The following is a 23,306-nucleotide window of genomic DNA, read 5'->3' as shown; positions in this document are numbered from 1 at the left end:
GTGCGCCATGCGCACCAGTTTATTTGCCGCGCCTATCGATGAGTGGTGCGCACGGCGCACCCTACCGGGATGTTGAAGCACACGGACGAGTGCCACTGTCTGCAAATTCCCGCGTATACCAAATCCGCCAAATGCAGGAGCTGGCACACTCCCCAATAAACCCGACCCCGCATGTCGGTAGTCCTGCGCAGGCAGGAATCCATGGTGTTAAGCGCCATGCGCTGGCACCAGGTTTATCCTTAAGAATAACAGCCAGTCACGGGATTTGACTGCAATGTTAAAATCCCCAATAGGCCAGCGAGTTCACATCAAGGCTGCATCATAGTATTTACCTTCCTGATATACATATGGGTTTCGAACAGAATATCATCATCATGGCAGAAAACATCGACGATACGATGGAACTGCCTTCGCTCTTGCTCCACTATGACTATAGTGCCCGTAAGCGTGCCTGTAATTGCTGGAAAAAAGACGACGCTTTGGTCTATACCTATCAAAGGAAAAATGATTACCATATAAATTATCTGGAAACCCTGTCGATTTTGTATCCAACCGTGCGTTTCACCTTGTTTGAGCAAGCACCTTGCGAATGGGGAAATTCTAGAATAATACGTCTCTTGAATGGACTAAGGATAGACCGTTATACCGTTTGTTCTGAGAAGAGATATTTTGCCCTCTATTTTCACTTGGAAGTTTTTTACCAGTGGTTTCGTCATGGCGGCCACGAAGAAAGTACACGTAAACAGTATTTTCGGACCTTCCCCTACGAATTTATGGGGCAAAGACCATTTGAACAAGACTGCGACTTGTACTTCGAACTCGCCTATAACCCCGCACCATACGATCCAGAAACTGGTTATCAAATGCGTGCCAACTTTACTGAAAACCCAGCATTTTATGGTTGGGTAAGATGTCCTTTGCAAGTGACTTATGGTCCCGGAGATCGCCTTTTCGAACAACTCATCAAAGTCAGAGAGATAGAGTTTGAAAGAGATTTGCTTGGATTTAACCGTGATAAGCCTTTTCCCGACCCACTCGCCAAGCTCTATTTAAAAGAATCCAATATTACGAAAGTTCTAGAACTGTACAAGACTACAACGGAGTTTTTGTATGCCAAATACAATAAAGATTTCGATAGTCGTGCGTTGAGTAATAACCTCAAGGTCTTCGTATCCTTGTTACTTGATTTTGGTCTGATCACAGACGCTCAACATATTGCCGAGCAAGCATTTTCTAATATAGAAAAATATGGAGCTCAGAGTGATTGCATCAAAGAAATTTTACTGGAGTTAGCAAGAGTCTATCGCGTCCAATATCGTTTTGAGCCATTTCGTGTTATTTCTGAACGTGCAATAAAATATTTTGCAGAATGCCCCAAGTTTAGCGCAGAAGATGTTTTGTCACTATTGCAGTTTGCACTATGGTCCGCAGAGATGCAGCAGTTTGAATTTGCTGAAGAATTGATCGGGAAAACGGTGTCAATATTTAGTAAAAATAATCTCGTCTGGTCAGAATGTAATCTGATTAAAGTAGAGGTGGTGAGAGGTGATATTTGCCATTTGCAAGGAAAGAATGCTGAGGCACTGAGTGCGTATGTGCATGCCTATGAGGCGGAGTTGGTGCGATGTAATAATCAGGAAAATTTCTTTTCCGTGCGTCAGATACGCGAAAAAATCCTGACATTGCAAGGGAAGTCAGAGCTTGCCATAGCATTGCTGGCGGATATAAAACGGCCTGACTTGGATGGTTTGGATGAAACCGCGTTGGCGGAGGCTGCAAATGGTGGTAACCTCGATGCCCAGTTATTGATGGCTAATATCAGCAACGACAGAAGTCCAAAACCGAGCGAGGATTTCCCTCTCCCCCATGTATGGGAATACTATGAAAGTACCCTGGTGTATTGGTATGGCAAGGCCGCAGCGCAAGGCGATGCCATGGCCCAATGTCGCATGGGCGACATGTACATGACGGGCATGGGTGTAATGTATGATTTTAAGATCGCGATCGACTGGTACCACAAATCTGCAGAGCAAGGACATGGCCCAGCCATGAAGTGCTTGGGTATGTTGTACAAGAATGGCTTGGGTGTGCACAGAGATTTACAGCAAGCCAGTGTATGGTTTGAGCGCTGCAATCCTAACGCGGCTGAAAAATATATGGAAACGCGGATTTTTGAATTATTTTAAGCAGGTACTTGAGGCCATGCAGTTAAATATCGCCTGTCACTCATAGAAAAAATGACAGACAAACTTGCCGCGCCTATCGACGAATGATACGTGTAGCGCACCCTACCAGGATGTTGACGTGCACTGACGAGTCCCACTATCTGGTAATTCCCGCGTCCGCCAAACGCAATAGCTGGCACACTCCCAATAAACCTGACCCCTCATGTCGTCATTCCTGCGCAGGCAGGAATCCATCGTGTTAACGGCCAGGCGCTTTCAGTATGACTATAGTACAGGCAAGCTTCCTTCATTCTGTAGGAGCGGCTTTAGCCGCGAACATTGTGCCGTGGCGGCTATTTCTGCTCATGACAGGTTTTCGCGGCTGAAGCCGCTCCTACAGGGCGTATAGCTGGTGCTTCATTGTGACGGTATCTGCTGACGGCAAAATTTGACGCCGCATTTCTGTCATTTCGCGCCCGGCCCGGCTTTTTTCGTCGCATGCCTGTGGCAGATGCCGGTGCTTTGATCAAACATAGGGGACGGTTCATGGTCTTCCTTCATTTCTGCTGAAACTTGCAAGACAGCATGCGCAGAGGTCTGGCTGGCCAGGGGCCCCGATTTTGTCTATGTCATTCTTGTGAAAGCCTCGCCATGAAGTCTTTAGATTACTACCTGCTCTTTGTTGCCGTACCTGTCGTACTGGTGCTGGCTCTAATCGAGGGTATTGTGCTGTCGCGTCGTCATGCTTATGACTGGCGGGCCTTTGCTGTGTCAGCGCTAGACCTGGTGAGCCGGATTGCGGTCAATATCCTCTTGCCCCTGTCGATAGCCGCGCCTTTGGTAAGCTGGGCATATATGAACAGGTTGACGACGATACAGTTGAATACGGGTGTGGGTTTGCTGCTCTTGTTTTTGGGGCAGGAATTTTGCTATTACTGGTATCACCGCGCTGCCCACAGGGTGCGCTGGTTCTGGGTCACGCATTCTGTGCACCATACGCCGAATGAATTGAATTTGTCGGCAGCAGTGCGCATAGGCATATTCAGCAAGCTGTCTGGTACGGCTCTGTTTTTTACTCCGCTGATCTGGCTGGGCTTTGATGTCCGTACTGTGTTTTCTGTGTTGACATTGAATTTGCTGTACCAGTTCTGGATACATGCGAGCTGGATACCCAGGCTGGGCTGGCTGGAAGGCATCATCAACACACCATCTGCACACCGGGTCCATCATGCCGCCAATACGGCTTACCTGGATGCTAATTTTGGTGGTGTGCTGGTGATTTTTGACCGCCTGTTCGGGACTTATGTGGCGGAGCGCGAAGACCTGCCTTGCCGCTACGGCCTGGTACATCCCGTCACCAGCTATAACCCGTTCAAGATACAATTTGGCCCATGGTGGGACCTGGTGCGCGATCTGGCAAAAGTGCGTAGCTTGCGGGCGCTCTTTGGTTATTTGTTGATGCCGCCGGGCTGGGTACCAGACGGGGCTGGCAATACCACGGCGGAGCTGAAGGCGCGTGAGCAGGGCGCTGGTCAAGATCAGCCGCAGGATCAACAACTGAATAAGGTGCATAGTCAGCAGCAGAAGCAAAAACCGGTGCAAGCCCTGTTTCCATCACCGCATAATTGACGCATAATCTGCCTACCATGTCTGCGCCTCTGCCTACACCTCTGTCCACACCTACACATGATTTACGCCGTCGCCTGCACTGGCTGTGGCGTGAATTGCGCATCAGTATTCCAGCCATGCTGGGGGCGGCCTGCTATTTCAGCATCATGTTTCGCGATCCTTTTGGGATTACGCTGGTGTATGTCGGGTGCATAGGCGTGCTGATACAGGTTTTTCTGGAGTCTGGCCGTCACGGCATGGTCTGGTATTTACGTAAATACCAGCCAGCACATGCTGCGGCGAAGTATAACTGGCCGGGCTGGATCTGGATGGGGCCGTGGATCATTGTCTCGGGCGTGGCAGGATTTTATTTTGGCACCTTGCTGGCTAATCTTTTCACAGGCCAGCACCGCCAGCCTGGCGACATCCTGAACAATGCGCGCACACTGACGCTGGTGATGTCGGTGGTGCTGGTCAGTACCACCGGCCTGGTGTATCTGATTTATACGCGCGGGCGCATCGCCTTGATGGAAATGCGCACACAAATTGCCTTGCGGGCTGCGGCCGAAAACCAGCTCAAGCTGCTGCAGTCTCAATTAGAACCGCATATGCTGTTCAACACCCTGGCCAATCTGCGTGTCCTGATAGGGCTGGACCCGCCGCGCGCCCAGGAAATGCTGGATCGCCTGACGGATTTTTTGCGCGCCACGCTGGAAGCTTCGCGCAACAATACCCATACGCTGGCGGCTGAGTTCGCCCGCATCGACGACTATCTTGGCCTGATGCAAATACGCATGGGCAGCCGCCTGCAACATCAGCTCGATTTGCCAGCTGAACTTGCGCACTTGATGGTGCCGCCTCTGTTATTGCAACCGCTGGTAGAGAACGCCATCAAACACGGGCTGGACCCGGTACTGGAGGGCGGGCATATCGTACTGAGTGCACGGCGCGAAGCCGATGTCTTATTGCTCAGCGTGCGGGATACGGGCGTAGGCGTAGGCTTAGGTGTAGGCGTAGGGGGCAGGCAACAGCAAGGCAGCCACTTTGGCCTGCAACAAGTGCACGAACGCCTGCAAGCCCTGTATGGCAAGGCGGGTAGCCTTGAACTAAGGACTGTCGATGATGCCGAGGGTGGCAGCCTGGCCATCGTGCGTTTGCCACTACACTACTCCAGCCCGAACCAGCAATAGATCGCCTATCGCCTATGAAAGCCACTGCCCTGATCGCTGAAGACGAACCCCTGCTCGCAGCCAACCTGCAGGCAGAACTGGCGCAGCTGTGGCCAGACTTGCAGGTGCTGGTCAATGTCACCCATGGCACAGCCGCCTTGCAACAGGCGCTGGCATTACGGCCGGATGTGCTCTTCCTGGATATCCACATGCCAGGCATGACAGGACTGGAAGTGGCGCAAGCACTGGCCGAAGACTGGCCTGACGAAGCTGCCGCTTTCCCACTGATCGTGTTTGTCACCGCTTATGACCAATATGCCGTGCAGGCTTTTGAGCGCGCGGCTTTTGATTATGTGCTCAAACCCGTGCAACCCCAGCGCATGGCGCACACCTGTAGCCGGGTGCAGGTGGCCTTGCAGCAAAGGGTGAGGGCAGCCACAAATCCAGCAGTATCGACAATGCCAGCGGTACCCGACCTGATGCAGCAACTGCGCAGCCTGCTAGACAGCAATGCAGCGCCACAGCCAGGGCCAGCCTTGCGGATGCTGCAAGTCCAGACGGGTAATACCATCGTCATGGTGCCGGTAGAGGAGATCATTTATCTGGAAGCTGCCGATAAATATGTGCGGGTAGTAACAGCCAGCCGCGAACACCTGATACGCATTTCCTTGCGCGAACTGCAACCCCAGCTGGACCCGCAAGTCTTTTGGCAAATCCATCGGGGCACCATCGTGCGCTGTGATGCCATTGCCAGCGCCGTGCGTGAGGCCAACGGCAAGCTCATGCTCAATCTGCACAATTGCCCGGATCGCCTGCAAGTCAGCCGCCTGTATCTGCATCTGTTCAAAGGGCTGTGAGCATTATTTCGTGGCAGGCTGCTTAGAATTTCTGAACGCTGATACACGGCTAGACTGCTGACAATTGCAAGTATTCCACTGGTATAGCCATGTCAAATCCGGTATATTCGGCCACTTCCTATTTTTGACTAACGTACTCCCATGCATTTTTATATACGCATTCAGCAGCAAGTAACGCGCATCACAATATTTGCGGGCCTTTTTTTTGCGTGCGCGGCAAGCGTGCATGCGACGGATCCAAACCCTGGTGATAAAGCGTATTACTGCAAGCATAGTGATGGATCGCAATTCTGGCAGAGCACGACATGTGACCCTGGTATGGAGTTGGAAACTGGCCGTGTCAATGAAAAAGGGCTGATCGACAGTGATGCAGTTGCCAAGCCTCAAATAAACATCCCTCTCCCAACACCAGCCGAGCCTGCGGTTGAAAAAAACACTGCTGCCAGCACTGCGGATGTGGGCAGCGACAAAGATGTACTCAAACAAGCGAACAAGTCGCTGTTGAAACTCTTTGGTTTTGGTTTGTTCTTCGGCATCATCGCCAAGCTCACAGGAAGGTCTTTTATCCTTTGGACACTCATTGGACTCTTTACACGTTTTATGCTGGTAGCTTTGAATCTGCTCTCCATCTAGAACGATATTCCAGCAAGAAAAACGGAAGTTGATTTGTCTTTGCATGCAACAATCAACAATCAACAAGCAGCAAACTCATACACACCCGGATCGCTTGCAGAGCAGCCGCCTGCGCCTGCAACGGTCCCGTGGTCAAGATTTTTTATGCCGGATGTAGCAGATAAACCAAAAGAGCGACTCGCTTACGCATTCTCAAATTGCGGGTAGCTCGCGCCTTCCAGCATGTCTGCTACTGAGCAATTCACACCTGGCAATTTCTCCCAGCCAGGATCAGTCTCCGTGATTTGCATCATATTGGCCCAGTGCAGGGTCTGGCTGCCGTTGAATGAGGTCGCCATCTGCATCTGGAATACCCATTGTTCATCGACCTTGCTCATCTGGCCAAAACCGGTGACCGTTTCCTGGAAATGCTTATTGCCGATAAAACTGATTTGTACCTGGCCATTCGCCGTCACTGTACCCAGCATGCTGCGCTGTTGAGGTGGCCTGGTCTTGCCGTTTGATTCCGGATCAAATAGCAGGGCTGAGGATACACCCCAAAAATAACCATTCTTATAGCCAGAAATATGCCAGACAGTCTGGTCGCCAGTCCAGCTCAATACATTGTCGCTGCTTGAAAACTGCAATGCTGGCAGGTCAGGATAAGTGACATACCAATAGGTATCAGCCAGAAGCTTCCAGGTAGTGCGATTGCTTGTTGACATGCTTGACTCCATCATTTGGTGCAACACAAATTGAAAACATCAAACCTGTTGCTCATTCAGGAAACCAGTCAATTCACTCTTGCGGCAATTCGTGGATCACCAGCCCGGCATGCGGTGGCAAGGGGTTTTGCCAGGACTTGTGGCGCAAGGCGCGTTTGCAGTCACTGATACCGGCAGCCCAGCGGGCTTCCATGGTTGCCAGGCTGAAATCGACATCCTTGAAATAATTATCGTCCGGTAGCGCCTTCATGATGAGGTGGACGACATTAATGGTGTGGTCGCAACCCATGGCGATCAGGGGTTGTAAGTCTTCTTTGTTGCGTTCAGCGACTGGCAGGCGTTCGCTCAGTGTGCGTATGGCGCGCTGCATGTCTTGCATGCGCTGATAGATCAGCAATTGCTCTGCAGAACGGCTTGCATACTGTATGCTTTTATAGCGCGTCATGGCAGCAGCGATCGATGTAGGCCGGGTTTCGGTAGGGTCCCACAGATCTATCATGAAGCACAGGGCGTCGGCATGTCTTTCTTCATCGAGGAATACATCAAGAGGTGTATTCGAATACACGCCACCATCCCAATAAGCCCGCTTGCCGATTTTTACCGGAGCAAAGCCGGGCGGCAGGGCACCACTGGCCATGATGTGTTCAGGACCTATGCGGCCTCTCTTGCTGTCAAACACCACACCCTGGCCACTATCGATATCCACGGCACAAATGCTGACCCTGATCGGCCCCTTGTTGAGGTAATCAAAGTCCACATATTTTTCCAGCGTGGTCTTGAGGGGGGAAGTGTCATAAAAACCGGCTTCTTCTATCGGCACCGTTGCATTGATATCCCAGGCTGCACCAAAGCGCGGTTTGAAAAAACCATTGACGCCCTGCGTTATTGCCGTCAGGGTATTGAAATTATTGGTGAGATTCATCCACGGAGAAAACGTCGGCCAGAAACTGCTACGGCTTACCGCATCGGGTGCCAGGCTGTCCCAGAAGGCGCGCATTTGCGCAATGCGTTTCTCTGGCGGGTTGCCCGCAATCAGGGCGCTGTTGATGGCACCGATGGAGGTGCCTATGATCCAGTCCAGCGGGGTATCTGCTTCATGCAATTGCTGATACACACCCGCCTGATAGGCCCCCAGGGCACCACCGCCCTGCAAAATCAATACGGTATCCTGGTTGGCCATAGTTGGTTTCTTCAGACAAAGCCGCCGAGTTGCACCAGCTTGTGCTCTTCACCATCATGGGTGACCGAGATCAGGTCGACTTGATAGGCCGCATTCAATTCATGGCGCAGATGTGCACCCTGGCTGACTGCCGCCATAAAATCATCACCTGCTTCGGTGGATTTGACGATTTCTTTTTGTTCATTAAGGCTGATTAAACGATAGTGCATAAGTTCCTCTGGGAAATGCTTGCATGATTGCTGCACGCATTTTATCACGTGCCTTTTTTGTGTATGTGACAGTATGTAAATACCTGGAAAATCCATCTTTGTAGCTAAACGTAAGTATGTATTGTAGGCAAAATAAACGATGTCATAATGCTCTGCTTTATGATGCCGGAAATGCTGAAATTTTCTTGTGGTTCCGGCGAGCGATATTTTCCGGAGCATGGCTATGCAAGGCATGATTAAATTGGTGAAGCTGGTGCGCATGCAGCCCCAGGAGCGACATTGCGAAATCGAGCTATCACAGGCACCTCAGGCTCAAGGGGCAACACCTGTCTATCTGGTCAATGTACGCGAAGGCCAGCCCGATGCCGAATGGCAAGAAAGCAGCAAGACGCCTTTCCCTGTCAACCTGGGCCAGGCAAAAAGTCTGTTTGCTCAGGTGCTGGCCAGCAAGCTGGAACAGGGTTTTGTGGATACTTCTGCATCCACTATTTCTATTCCATCGCTGCAGTCAGGATCAGGTGCATCTGATGGATCGGATGGATCGGATACTGCCAGCGCTTCGCATGGTGATGCCATGCAATGGGGGCACTCATCGCAAACCCTGGTACACAAGATCAGCAAACCGACTTCTTTGTCTGAACAAGAAAAAATCCTGCTCGACAAGCTTCCACCGCGCGCCTGGTCAGGCCTGTCGCGGGCCGAGCGCACGCGCACAGTGTGGCGCATAGGTGAACGTCGCTTGCCTGCTGCCGTGCCACGCCTGGTCGAATTGCTGGGCACTGCCGATGCCATGCTCGACTATTGCGTCGCCTATGCGATAGGCCGTTGCGGCGATGCCGGCGCAAAAATCGCCATGCAGGAACTGAGTCTGCGCTCGCAGGATGCGCATGTCCGCCATATGGCCTTGCAAGCCTGGCTGGCACTGGCAGCACCAGAAGAAGCACAACTGTATGCACATGACTTGATCGCGCAATGGCCAGCAGACTTGCAAGCCGCCTGGCAAAAAGCCCAGCTGGCCACCAGCCTGCAAGCCGGCATGGATGAAGTCTTGCTGCTCTTGCCCGCAGCCAAAGGCTGGCAAGGCTGGCGTCATGATGACTGGCTGGAACAACTCGATATCATAGCCCGGGCCGGCATCTCGACTTTGGCGCGCCCCTTGCTGCTACAGCAGTTGAACAGTTTGACAGTGAATGTGCAGGTATTCCGTGCCTTCCGCCACTTGTACAAGACGGCAGAATTCTGCGACGATGCCGAATTGTTTGGCATCCTGCATCAGCGCTTTGAAAAAGCCTGGCCCCTGTTCTTGCTGACATCCCATACCAGTTATGTCTACCTGGAAAGGCGCTATGTCAGCTATGCCGATGAAGTTAAAAAACCCAATACCAGGGTTGCCTATTCCAGCCTGACCCGCGATTACCTGCGCCGCCGCAGCTGGCGTATCTTGCGCCGTCTTGGTGAACTTGGTAGCCCTGAATTCGTCAACATGGCCACCGGCATCTTGCAGGCTTGCGACGATGCGCATGCAGGCAAGCCGCAGATACAAAGACTGGTTAACTGGAATTACCAGAGCCGCTCTTATACGACAGAATTGCGCTATCTCAGCCCCTATGCCAGCTGGATGGTATTCAATCAGCTAGTGCATCAGCATGATAGCGATGTCAAGACCAGCCGCACTGCACTCAAGTGGTGGATACCTGCGACGACAGACGATCTCGATTATCCGCTACGCACCAAACGGCAAGAAGCCTTTCCCAAGCTCTGGGATGCCGCGCCAGAAAAATTGTTCTACCTGTTGCAACATAGTCTTTGCCTGGGCGTGCATGCCTTTGCTGCAAGGGCACTGAGCGATAATCAGCTCTATTGCCAGCAGCTTGATCTGCAACAATTGCAAAGCCTGCTGCAAAGCGCCTATCTGCCGACCAGGGAATTTGCTTTTCACATTATCAAACAGCGCTTTGCCGGACAAACACCAGGGCTGGACTGGCTGCTGATCTTGCTGACGGCAGATTACCCGCCAGCGGCAGAGTTTGCCCTGGGTTTTATCGGTAAAACACCAGAGCTGTATGCCCAGGAGGCGGCGCTCATCGTCGCCATGATCACCAGCCCAACATCAGCCGTGCGCGCGGCTTGCCGCATGCTGGCCTATAGCAGCACCGTGGCGACGCGGCAGCAAATCTTGCACCACTTGTCTGACTGGGCCAGGCAAACGACGATGGCCGCACACCAGGCAGATGCTGTGCGTGAGGACTTGCAATGGCTGATACTGAGCCTGCTGGCCAAACAAGTCGCCCTGTTGCCTGACCAGGAAATCGCAGAATGGTGTGCCTTGCTGCAGGCAAAGCAGTTCTGGCAACAGGCTTTGGCAACCGATATCTTGCTGGCGCACCCGGCAGGCATAGCCCATGTTGCACCAACGCTCTTGCGTGACTTATTGCAAGACGCTGATGCAGGCAGACAAAGCCTGGGCAGCCGCTTGTTTGCCGCCTTGCCAGCCGAAGTATTGCGCCAGCAGCCTGACCTGGTCGCTACTCTTGCGACTGCGCTGGATGCCCGCGTGCGTGCCGCCATGACACCGGTGATCAGCCAGCTGGCGCCCTATGCAGACTTTTCAGAAAAGCTGTTGAGCCATTTCATCGATGTTATTTTCCGCAGTGACAATGCCGATGGTGAAGCGAGCGTGCACACCGATATCATCAACTGGTGCAGCGGCCCTTTGCTGGCAGCCACGCTGGCCCTGCCTGTCGAGGTACAATGGCGTTTATTGCAGGCACGCAGCAAAGGGGCGCAAGAGCTGGGTGCCATGTTGCTGAACCAGGAACACGGCGCTCTGGCTGCCAGTCTCACGGTCTTGCAGTGGGCTAACCTGGGCAGGCATGCAGTGCTGCAAGTCAGGTCACAGGCACAAGCTTATTTCAGGCAGCATCTGTCTGAAGTCAAGCAAAATCTTGCCGATGCCCTGCGCATACTCGATACCCGCTGGCCAGAAACCCGCAATTTTGCAGTCGATTATTTCAGTAAAAATATTGATACCAGTGAATGGGCCCTGAGCCAGTTACTGGCCCTGTGTGATCACTCGCAAGCTCCCATACAAAGGCTGGGCAGGCAGCTTATCACCCGCCATTTCAAGGTGGAAGACGCGACCGAATATGTCCTGAGCCTGAGTCAACATCCATCGGCCAGCATGCAATTATTTGTCAGCCAGTGGCTGGAGCAAAGTGTGCAGACCTGTGGCGACTTGCCATCGGCCTTGCAACACTTGCAGCAATTGCGTCCCTATTTCCTCAGCGTCTTGTCGCATGTGAACAAGGCCCGTACCGTAAAAAACCGGGTGATACGCTTCTTGCAGGAACAGGGTTTATTGTCGGCAGACCATGCCCAATTTGTTGCCCGGATTTTTACCCGCCAGGTATTGACCGTGGCGATCCAGGACAAGGCGCAATACATCCTCGGTCTGACACAATTGCAGGCCAGCTACCCGGCCCTGGCTGATGCGGCCGACTGGCCTATGCAACTGATTGCTCCACGCATGCACAAGGATGCAGCCATGATCTCTGCGGAGTCTGTATGAAGTTTGAATACCGCTACTTTGGCAATAGCCAGGTGAATGACAGCGCCAATGCCACCAGCATGCAGTTCGCGCCTGACACTTTGCGCTCCCCCACTTATTTTGCCGCCACCCTGCAACCCACGCTGGCACTGGCTTACCGCGAAGCCATCAGCGCCATGCACGATGTGGTGGTGTCTGACCTGCGCACCCAGCCCAAGGACAGGACAGCTTACTTTGCCTGGCTGGCAGAGAATGAAGCCAGCCTGCTGGCCGACTTCATGGCGCAGGAAAAAGAGTTGCGTGAAAAAATCGCCCCTGTACGTGCAGAACTCACCAAGGTGCAAAACAAAAAAACAGAACTGATCAAGCCTTTTTATACGGCACAGCGCGCCTACTTTGATTATCTGTACAAAGAAAACCGCGACATGTGGATAGTGCTTGACCCGGTCATCACGGTGCATCCCGACAAGGTTTTCTTTGAATGCTTCAGCCGCGATGAATCGACTTATGCCAGCCTGAGCTGTCGCCATAATGTCTTCAAACACCTGGGCGAGTTCTCTTGCGGCACCACGAATATTGATTATTCGGCAGACCTGTATACAGAATTCCAAAAGATACGCGCCTATAAAGAAACCCGCTTTGAAATCCAGGCAGATGGCTTCCAGGTACAAACCGGCCATGATGAGCAATACCATGAAGCAAAGATAGATTTGCCAGACAGCTGGATGCGTGGGTTTTTGCAAGTCAGCACTGCCATGTCCCTGCCTGCCCACAAGCTCGATTTACACCCCATGGATGTGCACAGCATTTGCCACATCCTGCGCCGCAAGACTGAGCGGGTAGGGCCGCGTTCGATACGCTTCATCCTGGAGCCTGGCCAGCCTATCTGCATGCTGTTTGAACCCTGGGGCATCAAGCTGGTATGCCAGCGTTCTGTCTTTACCGGCAAAGAGGCGGCAGAGGTCAGGATCTGGGGCCGCCGCCGCTTGCTGACGCTGGAGAGGCTGATTGCAGTTGCTGACAAGTTCAGCGTCATGCTCATGGGCACAGGCTTGCCCAGCTTCTGGATCGCTCATCTGCCAGACATGAATTACACCCTGGGCTTGTCCGGCTGGACAGCCAATGACTGGTCACGCGCCGGGCAATTTGATTTGCTGGCCCCACGCCTGGATGTCGATGACACGACATCGCAAGCCGTGGCACATGCCTTGTCATCGCAATGGTCAGCCAGCACCGCCAGCCTGGCGCAGCAGTTACAGCTCGATAGCAAACTGGTGGCATCGGCCCTGACTGGCCTCATGCAGGCGGGCCATGTGGTGTATGACGCAGTTGACCAGGTGGCACGCTGGCGCGATCTGGTACGCGAACCCATCAACGTCGCCAGCCTGCGTTTTGCCAGTGAACGCGAAGCCCTGGCAGCCCAGCTCGTTCATAAAAACCTGTTACTGGATTTGCAGTCTTCTGTTATTGCCGAAGGCGGTATCGAATGGAGGGCCAGCGTCAGTGCCAGCCTTACCAATACCAAGAAACTCAGCAAGACCATGATCAGGCTGGACAATGATGACAGGCTGGTCGAAGGCAATTGCAGTTGCGATTACTACGTGCGCAACCGCATGTTCCGTGGGCCTTGCGAGCACATGCTGGCCATCCGGCAAGTAGCCAATAAATAGGACATACGCAAAACCGCCCCAGCTGCGTTGCAGCTCCTAGCCGTACTAAAGTACTGTCTTCGTCGCTGCGCCTTGCTGGGACAATTTTGCGTAAGTCCTATTAAGAAGTAAATGTGGAATGGAAAAGTAGTTTCAATGAGTTCGCTGTACTTTTTCAATGACTTTGTTCAAGCCATTGAAGTAAAAGTAGTTACATAATTTTTACATAGTAGTTATTTACAGGAGGTGAGTCGGAGATTAGAATAATTGCAGGCAGGAAGGCTCTTGCAATCCGGATGGTGTATCGCCATCCATGTTTTTTGCTTAGCTATGCATCACTGAGTTTCTCTTCACTGTGCCGGAAACGCATACCGGCGCGATGACGATGTGGATTCCGTGAACCCCATCGCGCCGGTATGCGTTTCCGGCGTCGAGTGGAGCCTCTCAGTCTGAAGGCTCTTCGATGAGCTTCCTGCCGCTTTTCCTTCTTTTGTCTGGCTCACCGTTTTTGCTTTATTTGGAAAACGTGAATTCTTTTTTGCACTTGCTGATGCTTCAGCATGCCAAAAGAAAACAGAGACCAGCGTCATGACACAACAACAGCCACAGGCCGCACAGACTACAGCCGCAGCATCTGACAGACCCTTGTCACAGATGACACGCGATGAATTGTATGCCCACCTGCGCACGACCACCAAAGATGCCGTAGTCCTGCAAGAGATGCGTCGCCTTGGTTTTTGGCCTGCCGACAGTGGCAAACCATCGGTGACCGATGAACTTATCAACCGTGAAGCGGCACTCAGCAAAGAATTGTATGAGTTGACGGCTCAATTGCGGCGCGTGCAAGACCCCAAGGCTGCGCTGCGCGACATGCGCAAGCAGCGTATGGCGGCAGCAAAAGAAAAACGTGAGCTGACCAAGCAAAAACATGCGCAATTGCGTCACGCCAAGGCGCTGGCCTGGCAAGAAAAACGCCAGAACGATATCGGCTATCTGGGAGAGGGTGTTTCCACAGGCTTGAACTACAGCAGCACCAATACCGACAAGCTGGCACGTTATCAGTTACCCTCGCTGCAAAAATCCCTGGACCTGGCGACAGCAATTGGCATACCGCTGGCAGAATTGCGCTTCATGAGTTTCCAGCGCAAGGTCAGCCAGGTCAGCCATTACCAACGCTTCTCTATCCCCAAAAAAACCGGCGGCCAGCGCTTTATTTCTGCGCCCATGCCGCGCCTCAAGCGTTGCCAGTATTGGGTGCTGGATCATATCCTCGCCAAAGTGCCATGCCATCCTGCGGCCCATGGCTTCTTGCCACAGCATTCCATACTCAGCAATGCCTTGCCGCATGTGAGGCAGGCTGTGGTCATCAACCTGGACTTGAAAGACTTCTTCCCCGGCATAGAATATCCGCGCGTTAAAGGTGTGTTCAAATCTCTGGGCTATGGCGACCAGATTGCCACCCTGCTGGGTTTGCTGTGTACTGAACAGGCAACAGAAGAAGTACGTGTCGATACCCAAAAATATTTTGTCGCAGGTAAAAAACGTAGCCTGCCACAAGGTGCACCATCGAGCCCCATGATCACGAATATTCTGTGTCACACCCTCGATAAACGCCTGCATGCCGCAGCGACCAAGCTGGGTTTTGTGTACACCCGTTATGCCGATGACCTGACTTTTTCCAGCAAACAAAGAGAACGTCCACCGGTCGGCAAGCTCTTGTGGCGCGTCAAGCATATCATTGCTGATGAAGGCTTTACCCTGCACCCCGACAAGCAGCACATCATGCGCCACAGCCAGAAGCAAGAGGTCACCGGCATCGTCGTCAATCACAGTCCCACCATTGATGCCAAGACCCTGCACCGCTTCCGCGCCACCCTGCATCAGGTAGAAAAAAATGGCCCGGCTGGCTATCACTGGAATGGCAATACCGACGTGCTGGGTGCGCTGGAAGGCTATGCGCGCTATGTCTGCATGGTCAACCCGGTAAAGGGCCAACCCTGGCTGCAACGCATTAAGGCTATGCGTGCACAGCATGCAGTTCATACGCCCGTACCTGTGGCAAGGCCAACACTACGCCAGCAAGTCGCCACTGGCAAAACGCCACAAAGAGCAAATGGCCAGGACTGGTGGCAGGTAAGAGAGGCCGCCGCGCCTGTGCTGGAACAAACCACGCAGCAAGTGGCAGCAGAGAAAAAAGCCGTGAAGGAAGAAAAGAAGGCGGCTGCTATGCCCACAATCAAACCGCCTGTTGCTGCCACTACGGTAAGCAATGAATACACCGCGGCAGAAGAATACAAACTCAATAAGCGTCTGTATGGCACGCTGAGCCGGGTATTTCAAGTCTTTTTGTGCGCCATCTTCTCAGCCAATCTGCACAGTCTTTATCCATTTACATTCGGCATAGCGCTTGTCGCCCTCAGCCTGATCACCGGCCGCAGCAGTCTTGTGTGGGTCATGCTGATGCTGGTGTTGAGCGTGATTTTGTTATAGCCAGTATAGCCAGAGTGGTGCGCATGGCGCACCGCTTTTTATCCGGCATTGATTGCCGATGGAAATAGCAGGGTAGGGGAAGGTATTTGGTTGTAATCTGATTACGGTAGCTGGCCGTGCAGAAAAATCACGACCAGCCAGTATCGTATTCACAAAATAAATTGAATGCAGTGAAGCTTAAAAGCAGATTTATTTGTAGATTATTTGTAGATACCACAAGCAAAATAAATATCGTCAACCCGCTCCACATAAGTGCTTTTGGGTTCCAGTGCCTTGGTCACCGGGTTCACCCATTTATAATCTACCCAGCCCTTGCCTTCTTTGTTGCCTGCAACAGCATTGATTTCCTTGACAAAAAATTTGCCATCGCCATCACGCATTTCACCCAGAGGTTTTCCCAAAAGCTTGGGGTTGCCGCCATGCGCCAGGGTGACGCCACCAGGTTTGACCGTGCCGGCAAAGACATATAAATCCTTGTAGATGAACTGGCCCTTGGGGTCATTCACGGCGGCATAGGTTTTCTCAGGACCATTGGCTTTGTAGTAGGCGATAACCTTCTTGATCATGTCGGTTGCCTCTTGCGCCGTGGCATGGTCGGCGGCAAGGGCAGCGCCCTGAGCAAACAAGGCGAAGCAAAAAGCAAGCAGGATGCTTTTGAAAAACTGTCTCATGATGTCTCCGTTATGTGTTTTTATCCAGACTGGCAATTTTGGTTTATAGCAACAACACATTCAGAGTAGGCTTTGAGCGCCGGTTTTACAATATAAAGGCAGTATTTACTTTGCCAGTACCTCGGATGCAACACTCGCATAGGGGTATTTAAAAACTCAGGCTGGCTTTTGCTCGGCGCTATATGCCTGGATATCGCTCAATAAGCCCGCAACAGCTGTGTCTATGATTTGCTGCCCTAACTCTATGGTCGCCAGGCTGGAATCTGCACCTATGCGGCCATCCGGGAAACGGGCGCGGTAGTCAAGGGCGTCGAGGATAGGGCCGGTTGGCGGGATTTTGGGTGTCAGCTCTACCTGGCGTACCTGATCGGGGTACGCTGCATAGGTGACAGCGATTTCTGAAGGGGTGGCATGCATGCCATGACCGACCGGGAACATCTCATGGCAGAGCGATGCAACATTGGGCAAGTCCCACCAGTTTTTCAGCTTCAGCGTCAATGGGCAGGCTTTGTTGTTGTACGAGTAGTGCGAATAAATTTGCGAGAAGGCCGCTTCTATGGTCGCGATATTGCCGCCGTGACCATTCAAAAAATAAATGTGGTCAAAACCATGGCGCGCCAGCGACAAAACCCAGTCCTCAATCGCAGCCATGAAGGTGGAAGGCCGCAGCGAAATCGTACCGGCAAAACCCAGGTGATGCTGCGCCATGCCGATGTTGAAGGTCGGTGCCAGCATCAGGGCCTGGCCGTTTTGCTGGGCGATTTTTTCGGCAGCAGTGGCGATGATCTCCGGGCACATCCAGTCCGTACCCAGCAAGCCCATGGGGCCGTGTTGCTCATTCGAACCTATGGGGATGATGACGGTTTTGGACGTGTTCAGAAAAGCCGTGATTTCGGGCCAGGTGGAATAGGCGAGACGCATGGGATACTTTCAAATCGGGGTGGGCAGGATGCTGCTGGAGTGCTGCTGGGGTATTACTTGTGCGTCCGCTGTGGGTTTGCTAGGGACGACAAAATTCACAGCCTCTATCTTGCCGCAAATTTTGAAAAACGCCAAATTTTTTTATCTCACCCTCATCGCCCGGTTGGCGGTGGGATATAGATTTAAGGAATCAATAATCAGGATTCAGGATTCAGGGATCAGCAGGATCAGTATGGTGCTGGTTTAGTACAAGTACAGTACTTGCACAGTGCTTGTATCATACTAGCACCAGAGTGCTCTTGTACTATCGTAAGTTGATGTTTTTAAAGGATAAATTTGTAAAATATTTTTTGAATCGATGCAAAAATAAACTTTACCCTGATCAAAAATTGTAGATTAAAATTCAGCCAAAGCGACAAGTCAGCTTGTGTATTTTTGTCGCTGTATATGGCCTTTATATCCAGCAGTTTTATTCCTTCATCCAGCCGCGCCTGACCAGGAGTTTTTTCATGAAATATGTCGATGGATTTGTACTTGCTGTCCCCAATGCCAACCACGAAGCCTACCGCCTGTATTCAGAAAAAATATCACCGGTGTTCAAAGAATACGGCGTGCTCAATATCGTTGAATGCTGGGGTGACGATGTGCCTCCCGGCAAGCTGACATCCTTCCCCCTGGCCGTGCAATGCAAGGAAGATGAAACCGTGGTCTTTTCCTGGATGACCTGGCCATCAAAAGAAGTGCGCAACGCCGCATGGGAAAAAGTCATGGCAGACCCGCGCCTGAATTCAGAAAGTAACCTTCTACCCTGCGACGGCAAGCGCATGATTTATGGTGGCTTTGAGGTGTTGGTGGAGTTGTGATTTGTTGAAGAATGGATGCAAAATTGAACCGTAGATTGGGCTAGATTTTGTAGGTTGGGCCGGGCGTCGTAGGTTGGGCTACGCTTTACCAGCCCAACACTCGGCCTTAACAAACGTATACGTCTTTTAAACGCCCAGTGTTGGGCTGATAACCCGTAGCCCAACCTACGAGATAACGAGGCCCTGCCTAATTTACGAGACTAGACATCTACAAACAAATAATCACCAAAGCCATCCTTCAGCTCGGCAGCTCTTGCCAACAATGATTTGATACCCTCGTTCTCCTTGGTCAGGAGTTTCTTGCGCGCGATGTATCGGTCGCTTTGACGGTAGGTGGCAAAGCTGAAATAATGGACAAATAGTTGCTCTCCCTCCTGTTGAAGCAAGGTTTCGTAATGAACTTCATAGCGATTGAAAATCAGGTAAAGGTAGTTACCTGCCTTTGCTGTGCCAGCCCAACGCACTTCTGCCCATTCTGTGCCATTAATATAGTTAAACAAAGCCTCTCTGTTATTCTGAACTTGCAAGAGACCTGATAGGGTTTTGCTGCCATAGCGTTCTTGCCACAACTCTGGCGACATATTTTTCACCGCATCACACATCTTGAGCAAGGGCTGTACATCCGTGATGAGTAACTCATATTCCAGGCTTTTCTCTACCATCTTTTCCAGCGGCGTGACATCGTCATTACTTCGCAGGACTTGGCGTAAAAATTTTACCTGCCCCGTCACGATGTAACTATGCAAAATGTCACTGGGTTGCTCGGACCAGCCATTCATTTCAGTCAAGGGCGGCTTCCACAGCACATGCGGGTTTTCTTTATAAACCGGACTATCATCTTCAGAAAAATAGACGTTAATGGTTTGCCCTGTCTTTGGCAGGATCTCTGATAGTTTTAATTGCTTTGCGCCGTAGTCAACATCTGCAAGCCTGCCCCATAGAACTGGTAAACGAATTTTCATCAGCTTATTTCTCCTTTCATTGTCACAGGCAAGACCCCAAACTTCTGCTCATACAACCCCACCAGCCAATCCACAAACACCCGCACGCGTGGTGATAGCTGGCGGCGGTAGGGGTAGAGGGCGGTGACTGGGCTAGGTTTTGTAGGTTGGGCTACGCTTCACCAGCCCAACACTCGGCCTTAACAAACGTATACGTCCTTTAAACGCCCAGTGTTGGGCTGATGAACCGCAGCCTAGCGAGGCCCGGCCCAACCTACGAAAATCGAAGACTGCCAGTGCTCCACAAAAATACTTGTTCTTGCATAATCCTTACCCCATCTTACCCTCAAGCGGCAAGACCCCAAACTTCTGCTCATACAACCCCACCAGCCAATCCACAAACACCCGCACACGTGGTGATAGCTGGCGGCGGTAGGGGTAGAGGGCGGTGACTGGCAAGGGTGGGCTATGCCAGTCTGCCAGTACTTCTACCAGGTGGCCATCGCGCAGGGCATCGGCGATGTGGAAGCGTGGCAGCTGTATCAGGCCGCAACCACTTAAGGCGCAGGTGACATAGTTTTCGGCATCATTGACTGTCATCCAGCCGCCGACATCAAACTCTTTCACCTGGCCATCAATGTTCAAGACGATGGGATAGTCTATCGCAGTCGTGCTGGAAAAAAACCTGACGGCCTGGTGCATCATCAAATCATCCGGGTGGTGCGGTGTGCCAAATCTGGCCAGATAAGCCGGGCTGGCGCACAGCACTTGCGGCATCAGAGCCAGCCGGCGTGCCACCAGCGTTGAATCACGCGGGTGGCCGCCGCGTATCACGCAATCAACTCCTTCACGTATCAGATCGACCAGGCGGTCGCCACTGCTGACGACCAGGTCTATGCCGGGATAACGCTCGCGAAATTCCTGTATGCGTGGCAACACGACTTGTGTCGCATGCGTGCCATGCATGTCCACCCGCAAGACCCCACGCGGATTGGCGGCCACATGCCGCATTGATGCTTCTGCATCATCGAGTTCACTGATGATATGTACGCAGCGCTCGTAAAAAGCCTGGCCATCCAGGGTGGTGCGTACCTGGCGCGTGGTGCGCTCCAGCAGGCGGGTGCCCAGGCGGGTTTCCAGCTGCTTGATGGCATGGGTGGCGCTGGCTCTGGGGATGTCCAGCATATCCGCCGCCCGGCTGAAACTGCCGGTTTCAACGATGCGGGTGAATAGCTGCAGGGTGTCGAGGCGGTCCATGATTGTTGAGCTGGGTTGAATTATGTTCTGAGTTTATCAGTATTTATCTTGCTGGGTTGAATGGTTAAAGTGTAATCCAGGCAGACATATCAGTCTGGATGATCTTCACCAGGGAGAGAAATATGAGTAATGAAATAACTAAGACCGCCATCGTCACTGGTGGCTCGCGGGGCATAGGCCAGGCCATCTCCCTGCGCCTGGCGGCAGATGGCTTTGCCGTCGTCGTCAATTATGCAGGCAATGTCGCCAGGGCGCAGGAGACCGTCAGCGCCATACAGGCAGCCGGTGGCAAGGCGATAGCGGTGCAGGGCGATGTCAGCAAGTCTGAGGATGTGGCGCAATTGTTTGCTACCGCCAAAGAAGTATTTGGCCGCATAGACGTGGTCGTCAACAGTGCTGGCAGCATGTCCATGACCACGATCAATGCCAGCAACATCGATGCCTTTGACAAGCTCATCGCCATCAATTTGCGCGGTGCCTTTTTGGTACTGGCACAGGCAGCACAGCAGGTGGAAATAGGCGGGCGCATCATTGCCTTGTCGACCAGCGTGATTGCCAAATCCTTTCCTGCCTATGGCCCCTACATTGCCAGCAAGGCCGGGGTAGAAGGCCTGGTACATGTGCTAGCCAATGAATTGCGCGGGCGCGAGATCACGGTCAATGCCGTCGCCCCCGGCCCGGTAGGTACCGAGTTATTCTTCCATGGCAAGACCGAAGAGCAGGTCAGCAACATCGCCAGGATGGCACCGATGGAGCGCATAGGCACGCCCGCCGAGATCGCCTCTGCGGTTGCCTTCCTGGCTGGCCCGGATGGTGCCTGGGTCAATTCACAAGTTTTACGGGTTAACGGCGGTTTCGCCTAATTTATTTTTAATGGGACTTACGCAAAACCGCCCCAGCTGCGTTGCAGCTCCTAGCCGTACTAAAGTACTGTCTTCGTCGCTACGCCTTGCTGGGACAATTTTGCGTAAGTCCTATTTAAAGGAAAAAATCATGCCATTTGCCAATTTTAAATTCCCTGAAGGCATCATCGATGCCAGCCGCAAAGAAGAAATCATCCACCGCACCACCGCCATGTTTGTCGAATATTTCGGCGAAGGCGTACGGCCTTATACCATGGTACTGGTGGAAGAAGTCAGTGATGGTGGCTGGGGGCGGGCGGATGAGACCCTGACGTTGGAGAAGATGGGGATGAAGGGGGAGTGAAGGGATATCGTGGGCTGATGACCCGTAGGTTGGGCTTCGGGTCATCAGCCCAACACTTGGCCTCAATCAACGTATACGTCATTTAAACACCCAGTGTTGGGCTGATGAAACGTAGCCCAACCTACGATACTAGCGAGGCCCGGCCCAACCTACGAGGCTGGTGGAAGAAGTCAGCGATGGCTGCTGGGGGCGGGCAGACGAGACCTTGACGCTGGAGAAGATGGGGATGAAGGGGGAGTAAACCTGAGTCGGGTTAACAGCGTAGGTTGGGCTTCGGGTCATCAGCCCAACACTTGGCCTCAATCAACGTATACGTCATTTAAACGCCCAGTGTTGGGCTGGTAAAACGTAGCCCAACCTACGCAATATACGGTCAACCTACGAGGCCCGGCACAAGCCGCTCCTGCAGGCGTGGTTGTCAATGACAGCATTCAATACTATATTGTCCTTGTAAGCTAAGAACGATGGTCCCGACACTGTTTTATTTGAGAAAGCTGCTCCGGCATGAAAACCGCCCTGATCATCCACCACGTTGCTTTTGAAGATGCTGGCAGTTTTCTTGCCCTGTTGAAAGAGCAGGACTTTGCCATTCAGGAAGTCAATGCCTGCACCCAGGGCTGGGCCGCGCTGGACCCGCTGGCGGCAGATATTTGCATCGTGCTGGGTGGACCTATCGGTGCCTATGAAGATGATAACTATCCTTTCTTGCTGCAAGAGGTGTATTTCCTGCAGCAGCGCCTGCATGCAGACTTGCCTACGCTGGGCATTTGCCTGGGGGCGCAAATCATGGCAAGGGCGCTGGGGGCCCGTGTTTATCCTGCTGTTACCAAAGAGATAGGCTGGTATCCGCTGACGATGACGAATGAAGGCAAGGACACGCCAGTGCGGCATTTTGATGCGCGGCATTGCAATATGTTCCACTGGCATGGCGATACCTTTGATTTGCCTGAGGGCGCGCAATTGCTGGCATCTAGCGAGGCTTGCCACAACCAGGCATATAGCTGGGGCAAGCATGGCCTGGCATTTCAATGCCACCCGGAAGTCACGGCAGCAGGGCTGGAAGCCTGGTATGTAGGCAATGCCTGTGAAATGGCGCACGAGAAATTATCGATACCACAGATGCGCCAGCAGACCGCTAGCCATGCACTGGACCTGGCACATCAGGCGCGTTTGTTCTTTACCGAATGGCTGAGGGTGTGCGGAGTGTGATGCAGGATAATTCCTGTGCCTGCATCT

The 23,306-nt window shown here is 52.5% G+C and carries 20 protein-coding genes; 12 read left to right on the top strand and 8 right to left on the bottom strand.

All coding sequences use genetic code 11. The features are described from left to right. Nucleotides 1-347 precede the first annotated feature (347 nt). From ACO0LF_RS14710 to ACO0LF_RS14690, 5 genes are all read left to right on the top strand, one after another. A complete protein-coding gene (locus ACO0LF_RS14710) occupies nt 348-2,186 on the top strand; it encodes a tetratricopeptide repeat protein (protein ID WP_423015145.1) in 1,839 nt (612 codons plus the stop codon). A 630-nt stretch (nt 2,187-2,816) separates the two neighbouring features. After that, the gene (locus ACO0LF_RS14705; protein WP_423015143.1) at nt 2,817-3,794 is read left to right on the top strand and encodes a sterol desaturase family protein; all 978 of its coding nucleotides are present in this window, start codon (nt 2,817-2,819) and stop codon (nt 3,792-3,794) included. 17 nt (nt 3,795-3,811) lie between these two features. Then, nucleotides 3,812-4,963: a sensor histidine kinase gene (locus tag ACO0LF_RS14700; protein ID WP_423015141.1), complete on the top strand. Its 1,152-nt coding sequence runs from the start codon at nt 3,812-3,814 to the stop codon at nt 4,961-4,963. Between the two features lie 14 nt (nt 4,964-4,977). Further along, on the top strand, nt 4,978-5,799 hold the full coding sequence (locus tag ACO0LF_RS14695; RefSeq protein WP_423015139.1) for a LytR/AlgR family response regulator transcription factor: 822 nt from the start codon (nt 4,978-4,980) through the stop codon (nt 5,797-5,799). A gap of 141 nt (nt 5,800-5,940) precedes the next feature. Then, complete coding sequence (locus ACO0LF_RS14690) at nt 5,941-6,432, top strand: hypothetical protein (RefSeq protein ID WP_423015137.1); 492 nt, start codon at nt 5,941-5,943, stop codon at nt 6,430-6,432. A 182-nt stretch (nt 6,433-6,614) separates the two neighbouring features. Here the strand turns inward: ACO0LF_RS14690 and ACO0LF_RS14685 are convergent, their stop codons facing one another. The 3 genes from ACO0LF_RS14685 to ACO0LF_RS14675 all read right to left on the bottom strand — a co-directional run bounded on the left by ACO0LF_RS14685 (nt 6,615) and on the right by ACO0LF_RS14675 (nt 8,525). Beyond that, complete coding sequence (locus ACO0LF_RS14685; protein ID WP_423015135.1) at nt 6,615-7,136, bottom strand: hypothetical protein; 522 nt, start codon at nt 7,134-7,136, stop codon at nt 6,615-6,617. Between the two features lie 73 nt (nt 7,137-7,209). Further along, entirely contained in the window at nt 7,210-8,316 is a 1,107-nt protein-coding gene (locus ACO0LF_RS14680) for a patatin-like phospholipase family protein (protein ID WP_423015133.1), read from the bottom strand. An 11-nt stretch (nt 8,317-8,327) separates the two neighbouring features. Then, on the bottom strand, nt 8,328-8,525 hold the full coding sequence (locus ACO0LF_RS14675; protein WP_423015131.1) for a hypothetical protein: 198 nt from the start codon (nt 8,523-8,525) through the stop codon (nt 8,328-8,330). Nucleotides 8,526-8,748: 223 nt separating this feature from the next. On the opposite strand from ACO0LF_RS14675, the gene ACO0LF_RS14670 reads away from it, so the two are divergent. Continuing rightward, on the top strand, nt 8,749-12,093 hold the full coding sequence (locus tag ACO0LF_RS14670; protein ID WP_423015129.1) for a hypothetical protein: 3,345 nt from the start codon (nt 8,749-8,751) through the stop codon (nt 12,091-12,093). Beyond that, complete coding sequence (locus ACO0LF_RS14665; RefSeq protein ID WP_423015127.1) at nt 12,090-13,742, top strand: SWIM zinc finger family protein; 1,653 nt, start codon at nt 12,090-12,092, stop codon at nt 13,740-13,742. Before ACO0LF_RS14670 ends, ACO0LF_RS14665 begins: the two co-directional genes overlap by 4 nt. Before the next feature lie 329 nt (nt 13,743-14,071). On the opposite strand, the gene ACO0LF_RS14660 is transcribed toward ACO0LF_RS14665, so the two are convergent. Beyond that, entirely contained in the window at nt 14,072-14,311 is a 240-nt protein-coding gene (locus tag ACO0LF_RS14660) for a hypothetical protein (RefSeq protein ID WP_423015125.1), read from the bottom strand. Here ACO0LF_RS14660 and ACO0LF_RS14655 point away from each other — a divergent pair. After that, nucleotides 14,310-16,211 carry a reverse transcriptase family protein gene (locus tag ACO0LF_RS14655; protein ID WP_423015123.1) on the top strand — a complete coding sequence of 634 codons (1,902 nt, stop codon included), beginning with the start codon at nt 14,310-14,312 and terminating at the stop codon, nt 16,209-16,211. The genes ACO0LF_RS14660 and ACO0LF_RS14655 overlap by 2 nt on opposite strands. A gap of 200 nt (nt 16,212-16,411) precedes the next feature. Here ACO0LF_RS14655 and ACO0LF_RS14650 read toward each other — a convergent pair whose 3' ends face one another. Together ACO0LF_RS14650 and ACO0LF_RS14645 are read right to left on the bottom strand one after the other, a co-directional pair. Beyond that, nucleotides 16,412-16,882 (bottom strand): cache domain-containing protein, encoded by a 471-nt coding sequence (locus tag ACO0LF_RS14650; protein WP_423015121.1) that lies wholly within the window; start codon nt 16,880-16,882, stop codon nt 16,412-16,414. Nucleotides 16,883-17,038: 156 nt separating this feature from the next. Further along, complete coding sequence (locus ACO0LF_RS14645; protein ID WP_423015119.1) at nt 17,039-17,803, bottom strand: creatininase family protein; 765 nt, start codon at nt 17,801-17,803, stop codon at nt 17,039-17,041. A gap of 509 nt (nt 17,804-18,312) precedes the next feature. On the opposite strand from ACO0LF_RS14645, the gene ACO0LF_RS14640 reads away from it, so the two are divergent. Further along, nucleotides 18,313-18,666: a DUF1428 domain-containing protein gene (locus ACO0LF_RS14640; RefSeq protein WP_423015117.1), complete on the top strand. Its 354-nt coding sequence runs from the start codon at nt 18,313-18,315 to the stop codon at nt 18,664-18,666. A gap of 200 nt (nt 18,667-18,866) precedes the next feature. Here ACO0LF_RS14640 and ACO0LF_RS14635 read toward each other — a convergent pair whose 3' ends face one another. Both ACO0LF_RS14635 and ACO0LF_RS14630 read right to left on the bottom strand, forming a co-directional pair. Beyond that, on the bottom strand, nt 18,867-19,628 hold the full coding sequence (locus tag ACO0LF_RS14635; protein WP_423015115.1) for a hypothetical protein: 762 nt from the start codon (nt 19,626-19,628) through the stop codon (nt 18,867-18,869). 309 nt (nt 19,629-19,937) lie between these two features. Next, nucleotides 19,938-20,864 carry a LysR family transcriptional regulator gene (locus ACO0LF_RS14630; RefSeq protein WP_423015113.1) on the bottom strand — a complete coding sequence of 309 codons (927 nt, stop codon included), beginning with the start codon at nt 20,862-20,864 and terminating at the stop codon, nt 19,938-19,940. A 122-nt stretch (nt 20,865-20,986) separates the two neighbouring features. On the opposite strand from ACO0LF_RS14630, the gene ACO0LF_RS14625 reads away from it, so the two are divergent. From ACO0LF_RS14625 to ACO0LF_RS14615, 3 genes are all read left to right on the top strand, one after another. Next, nucleotides 20,987-21,727, top strand: a complete 741-nt coding sequence (locus tag ACO0LF_RS14625; protein WP_423015111.1) for an SDR family oxidoreductase — start codon at nt 20,987-20,989, stop codon at nt 21,725-21,727. Between the two features lie 130 nt (nt 21,728-21,857). Then, nucleotides 21,858-22,070, top strand: a complete 213-nt coding sequence (locus ACO0LF_RS14620) for a tautomerase family protein (RefSeq protein ID WP_423015109.1) — start codon at nt 21,858-21,860, stop codon at nt 22,068-22,070. Nucleotides 22,071-22,574: 504 nt separating this feature from the next. Beyond that, complete coding sequence (locus ACO0LF_RS14615; RefSeq protein ID WP_423015107.1) at nt 22,575-23,279, top strand: glutamine amidotransferase; 705 nt, start codon at nt 22,575-22,577, stop codon at nt 23,277-23,279. The last annotated feature ends 27 nt before the right edge of the window (nt 23,280-23,306 follow it).

Source organism: Undibacterium sp. Di27W, from assembly GCF_049340345.1.
In the GTDB taxonomy this organism is placed as follows: Bacteria; Pseudomonadota; Gammaproteobacteria; order Burkholderiales; family Burkholderiaceae_D; genus Undibacterium.
The sequence above is the reverse complement of the archived record's forward strand: the minus strand, read 5'-3'. Positions and strand labels throughout refer to the sequence as shown.

Coding starts and splice junctions, on each gene's coding strand:
- ACO0LF_RS14710 (WP_423015145.1), top strand. CDS start 348: ATGGGTTTCGAACAGAATATCATCATCATGGCAGAAAACATCGACGAT.
- ACO0LF_RS14705 (WP_423015143.1), top strand. CDS start 2,817: ATGAAGTCTTTAGATTACTACCTGCTCTTTGTTGCCGTACCTGTCGTA.
- ACO0LF_RS14700 (WP_423015141.1), top strand. CDS start 3,812: ATGTCTGCGCCTCTGCCTACACCTCTGTCCACACCTACACATGATTTA.
- ACO0LF_RS14695 (WP_423015139.1), top strand. CDS start 4,978: ATGAAAGCCACTGCCCTGATCGCTGAAGACGAACCCCTGCTCGCAGCC.
- ACO0LF_RS14690 (WP_423015137.1), top strand. CDS start 5,941: ATGCATTTTTATATACGCATTCAGCAGCAAGTAACGCGCATCACAATA.
- ACO0LF_RS14685 (WP_423015135.1), bottom strand. CDS start 7,136: ATGTCAACAAGCAATCGCACTACCTGGAAGCTTCTGGCTGATACCTAT.
- ACO0LF_RS14680 (WP_423015133.1), bottom strand. CDS start 8,316: ATGGCCAACCAGGATACCGTATTGATTTTGCAGGGCGGTGGTGCCCTG.
- ACO0LF_RS14675 (WP_423015131.1), bottom strand. CDS start 8,525: ATGCACTATCGTTTAATCAGCCTTAATGAACAAAAAGAAATCGTCAAA.
- ACO0LF_RS14670 (WP_423015129.1), top strand. CDS start 8,749: ATGCAAGGCATGATTAAATTGGTGAAGCTGGTGCGCATGCAGCCCCAG.
- ACO0LF_RS14665 (WP_423015127.1), top strand. CDS start 12,090: ATGAAGTTTGAATACCGCTACTTTGGCAATAGCCAGGTGAATGACAGC.
- ACO0LF_RS14655 (WP_423015123.1), top strand. CDS start 14,310: ATGACACAACAACAGCCACAGGCCGCACAGACTACAGCCGCAGCATCT.
- ACO0LF_RS14660 (WP_423015125.1), bottom strand. CDS start 14,311: ATGACGCTGGTCTCTGTTTTCTTTTGGCATGCTGAAGCATCAGCAAGT.
- ACO0LF_RS14650 (WP_423015121.1), bottom strand. CDS start 16,882: ATGAGACAGTTTTTCAAAAGCATCCTGCTTGCTTTTTGCTTCGCCTTG.
- ACO0LF_RS14645 (WP_423015119.1), bottom strand. CDS start 17,803: ATGCGTCTCGCCTATTCCACCTGGCCCGAAATCACGGCTTTTCTGAAC.
- ACO0LF_RS14640 (WP_423015117.1), top strand. CDS start 18,313: ATGAAATATGTCGATGGATTTGTACTTGCTGTCCCCAATGCCAACCAC.
- ACO0LF_RS14635 (WP_423015115.1), bottom strand. CDS start 19,628: ATGAAAATTCGTTTACCAGTTCTATGGGGCAGGCTTGCAGATGTTGAC.
- ACO0LF_RS14630 (WP_423015113.1), bottom strand. CDS start 20,864: ATGGACCGCCTCGACACCCTGCAGCTATTCACCCGCATCGTTGAAACC.
- ACO0LF_RS14625 (WP_423015111.1), top strand. CDS start 20,987: ATGAGTAATGAAATAACTAAGACCGCCATCGTCACTGGTGGCTCGCGG.
- ACO0LF_RS14620 (WP_423015109.1), top strand. CDS start 21,858: ATGCCATTTGCCAATTTTAAATTCCCTGAAGGCATCATCGATGCCAGC.
- ACO0LF_RS14615 (WP_423015107.1), top strand. CDS start 22,575: ATGAAAACCGCCCTGATCATCCACCACGTTGCTTTTGAAGATGCTGGC.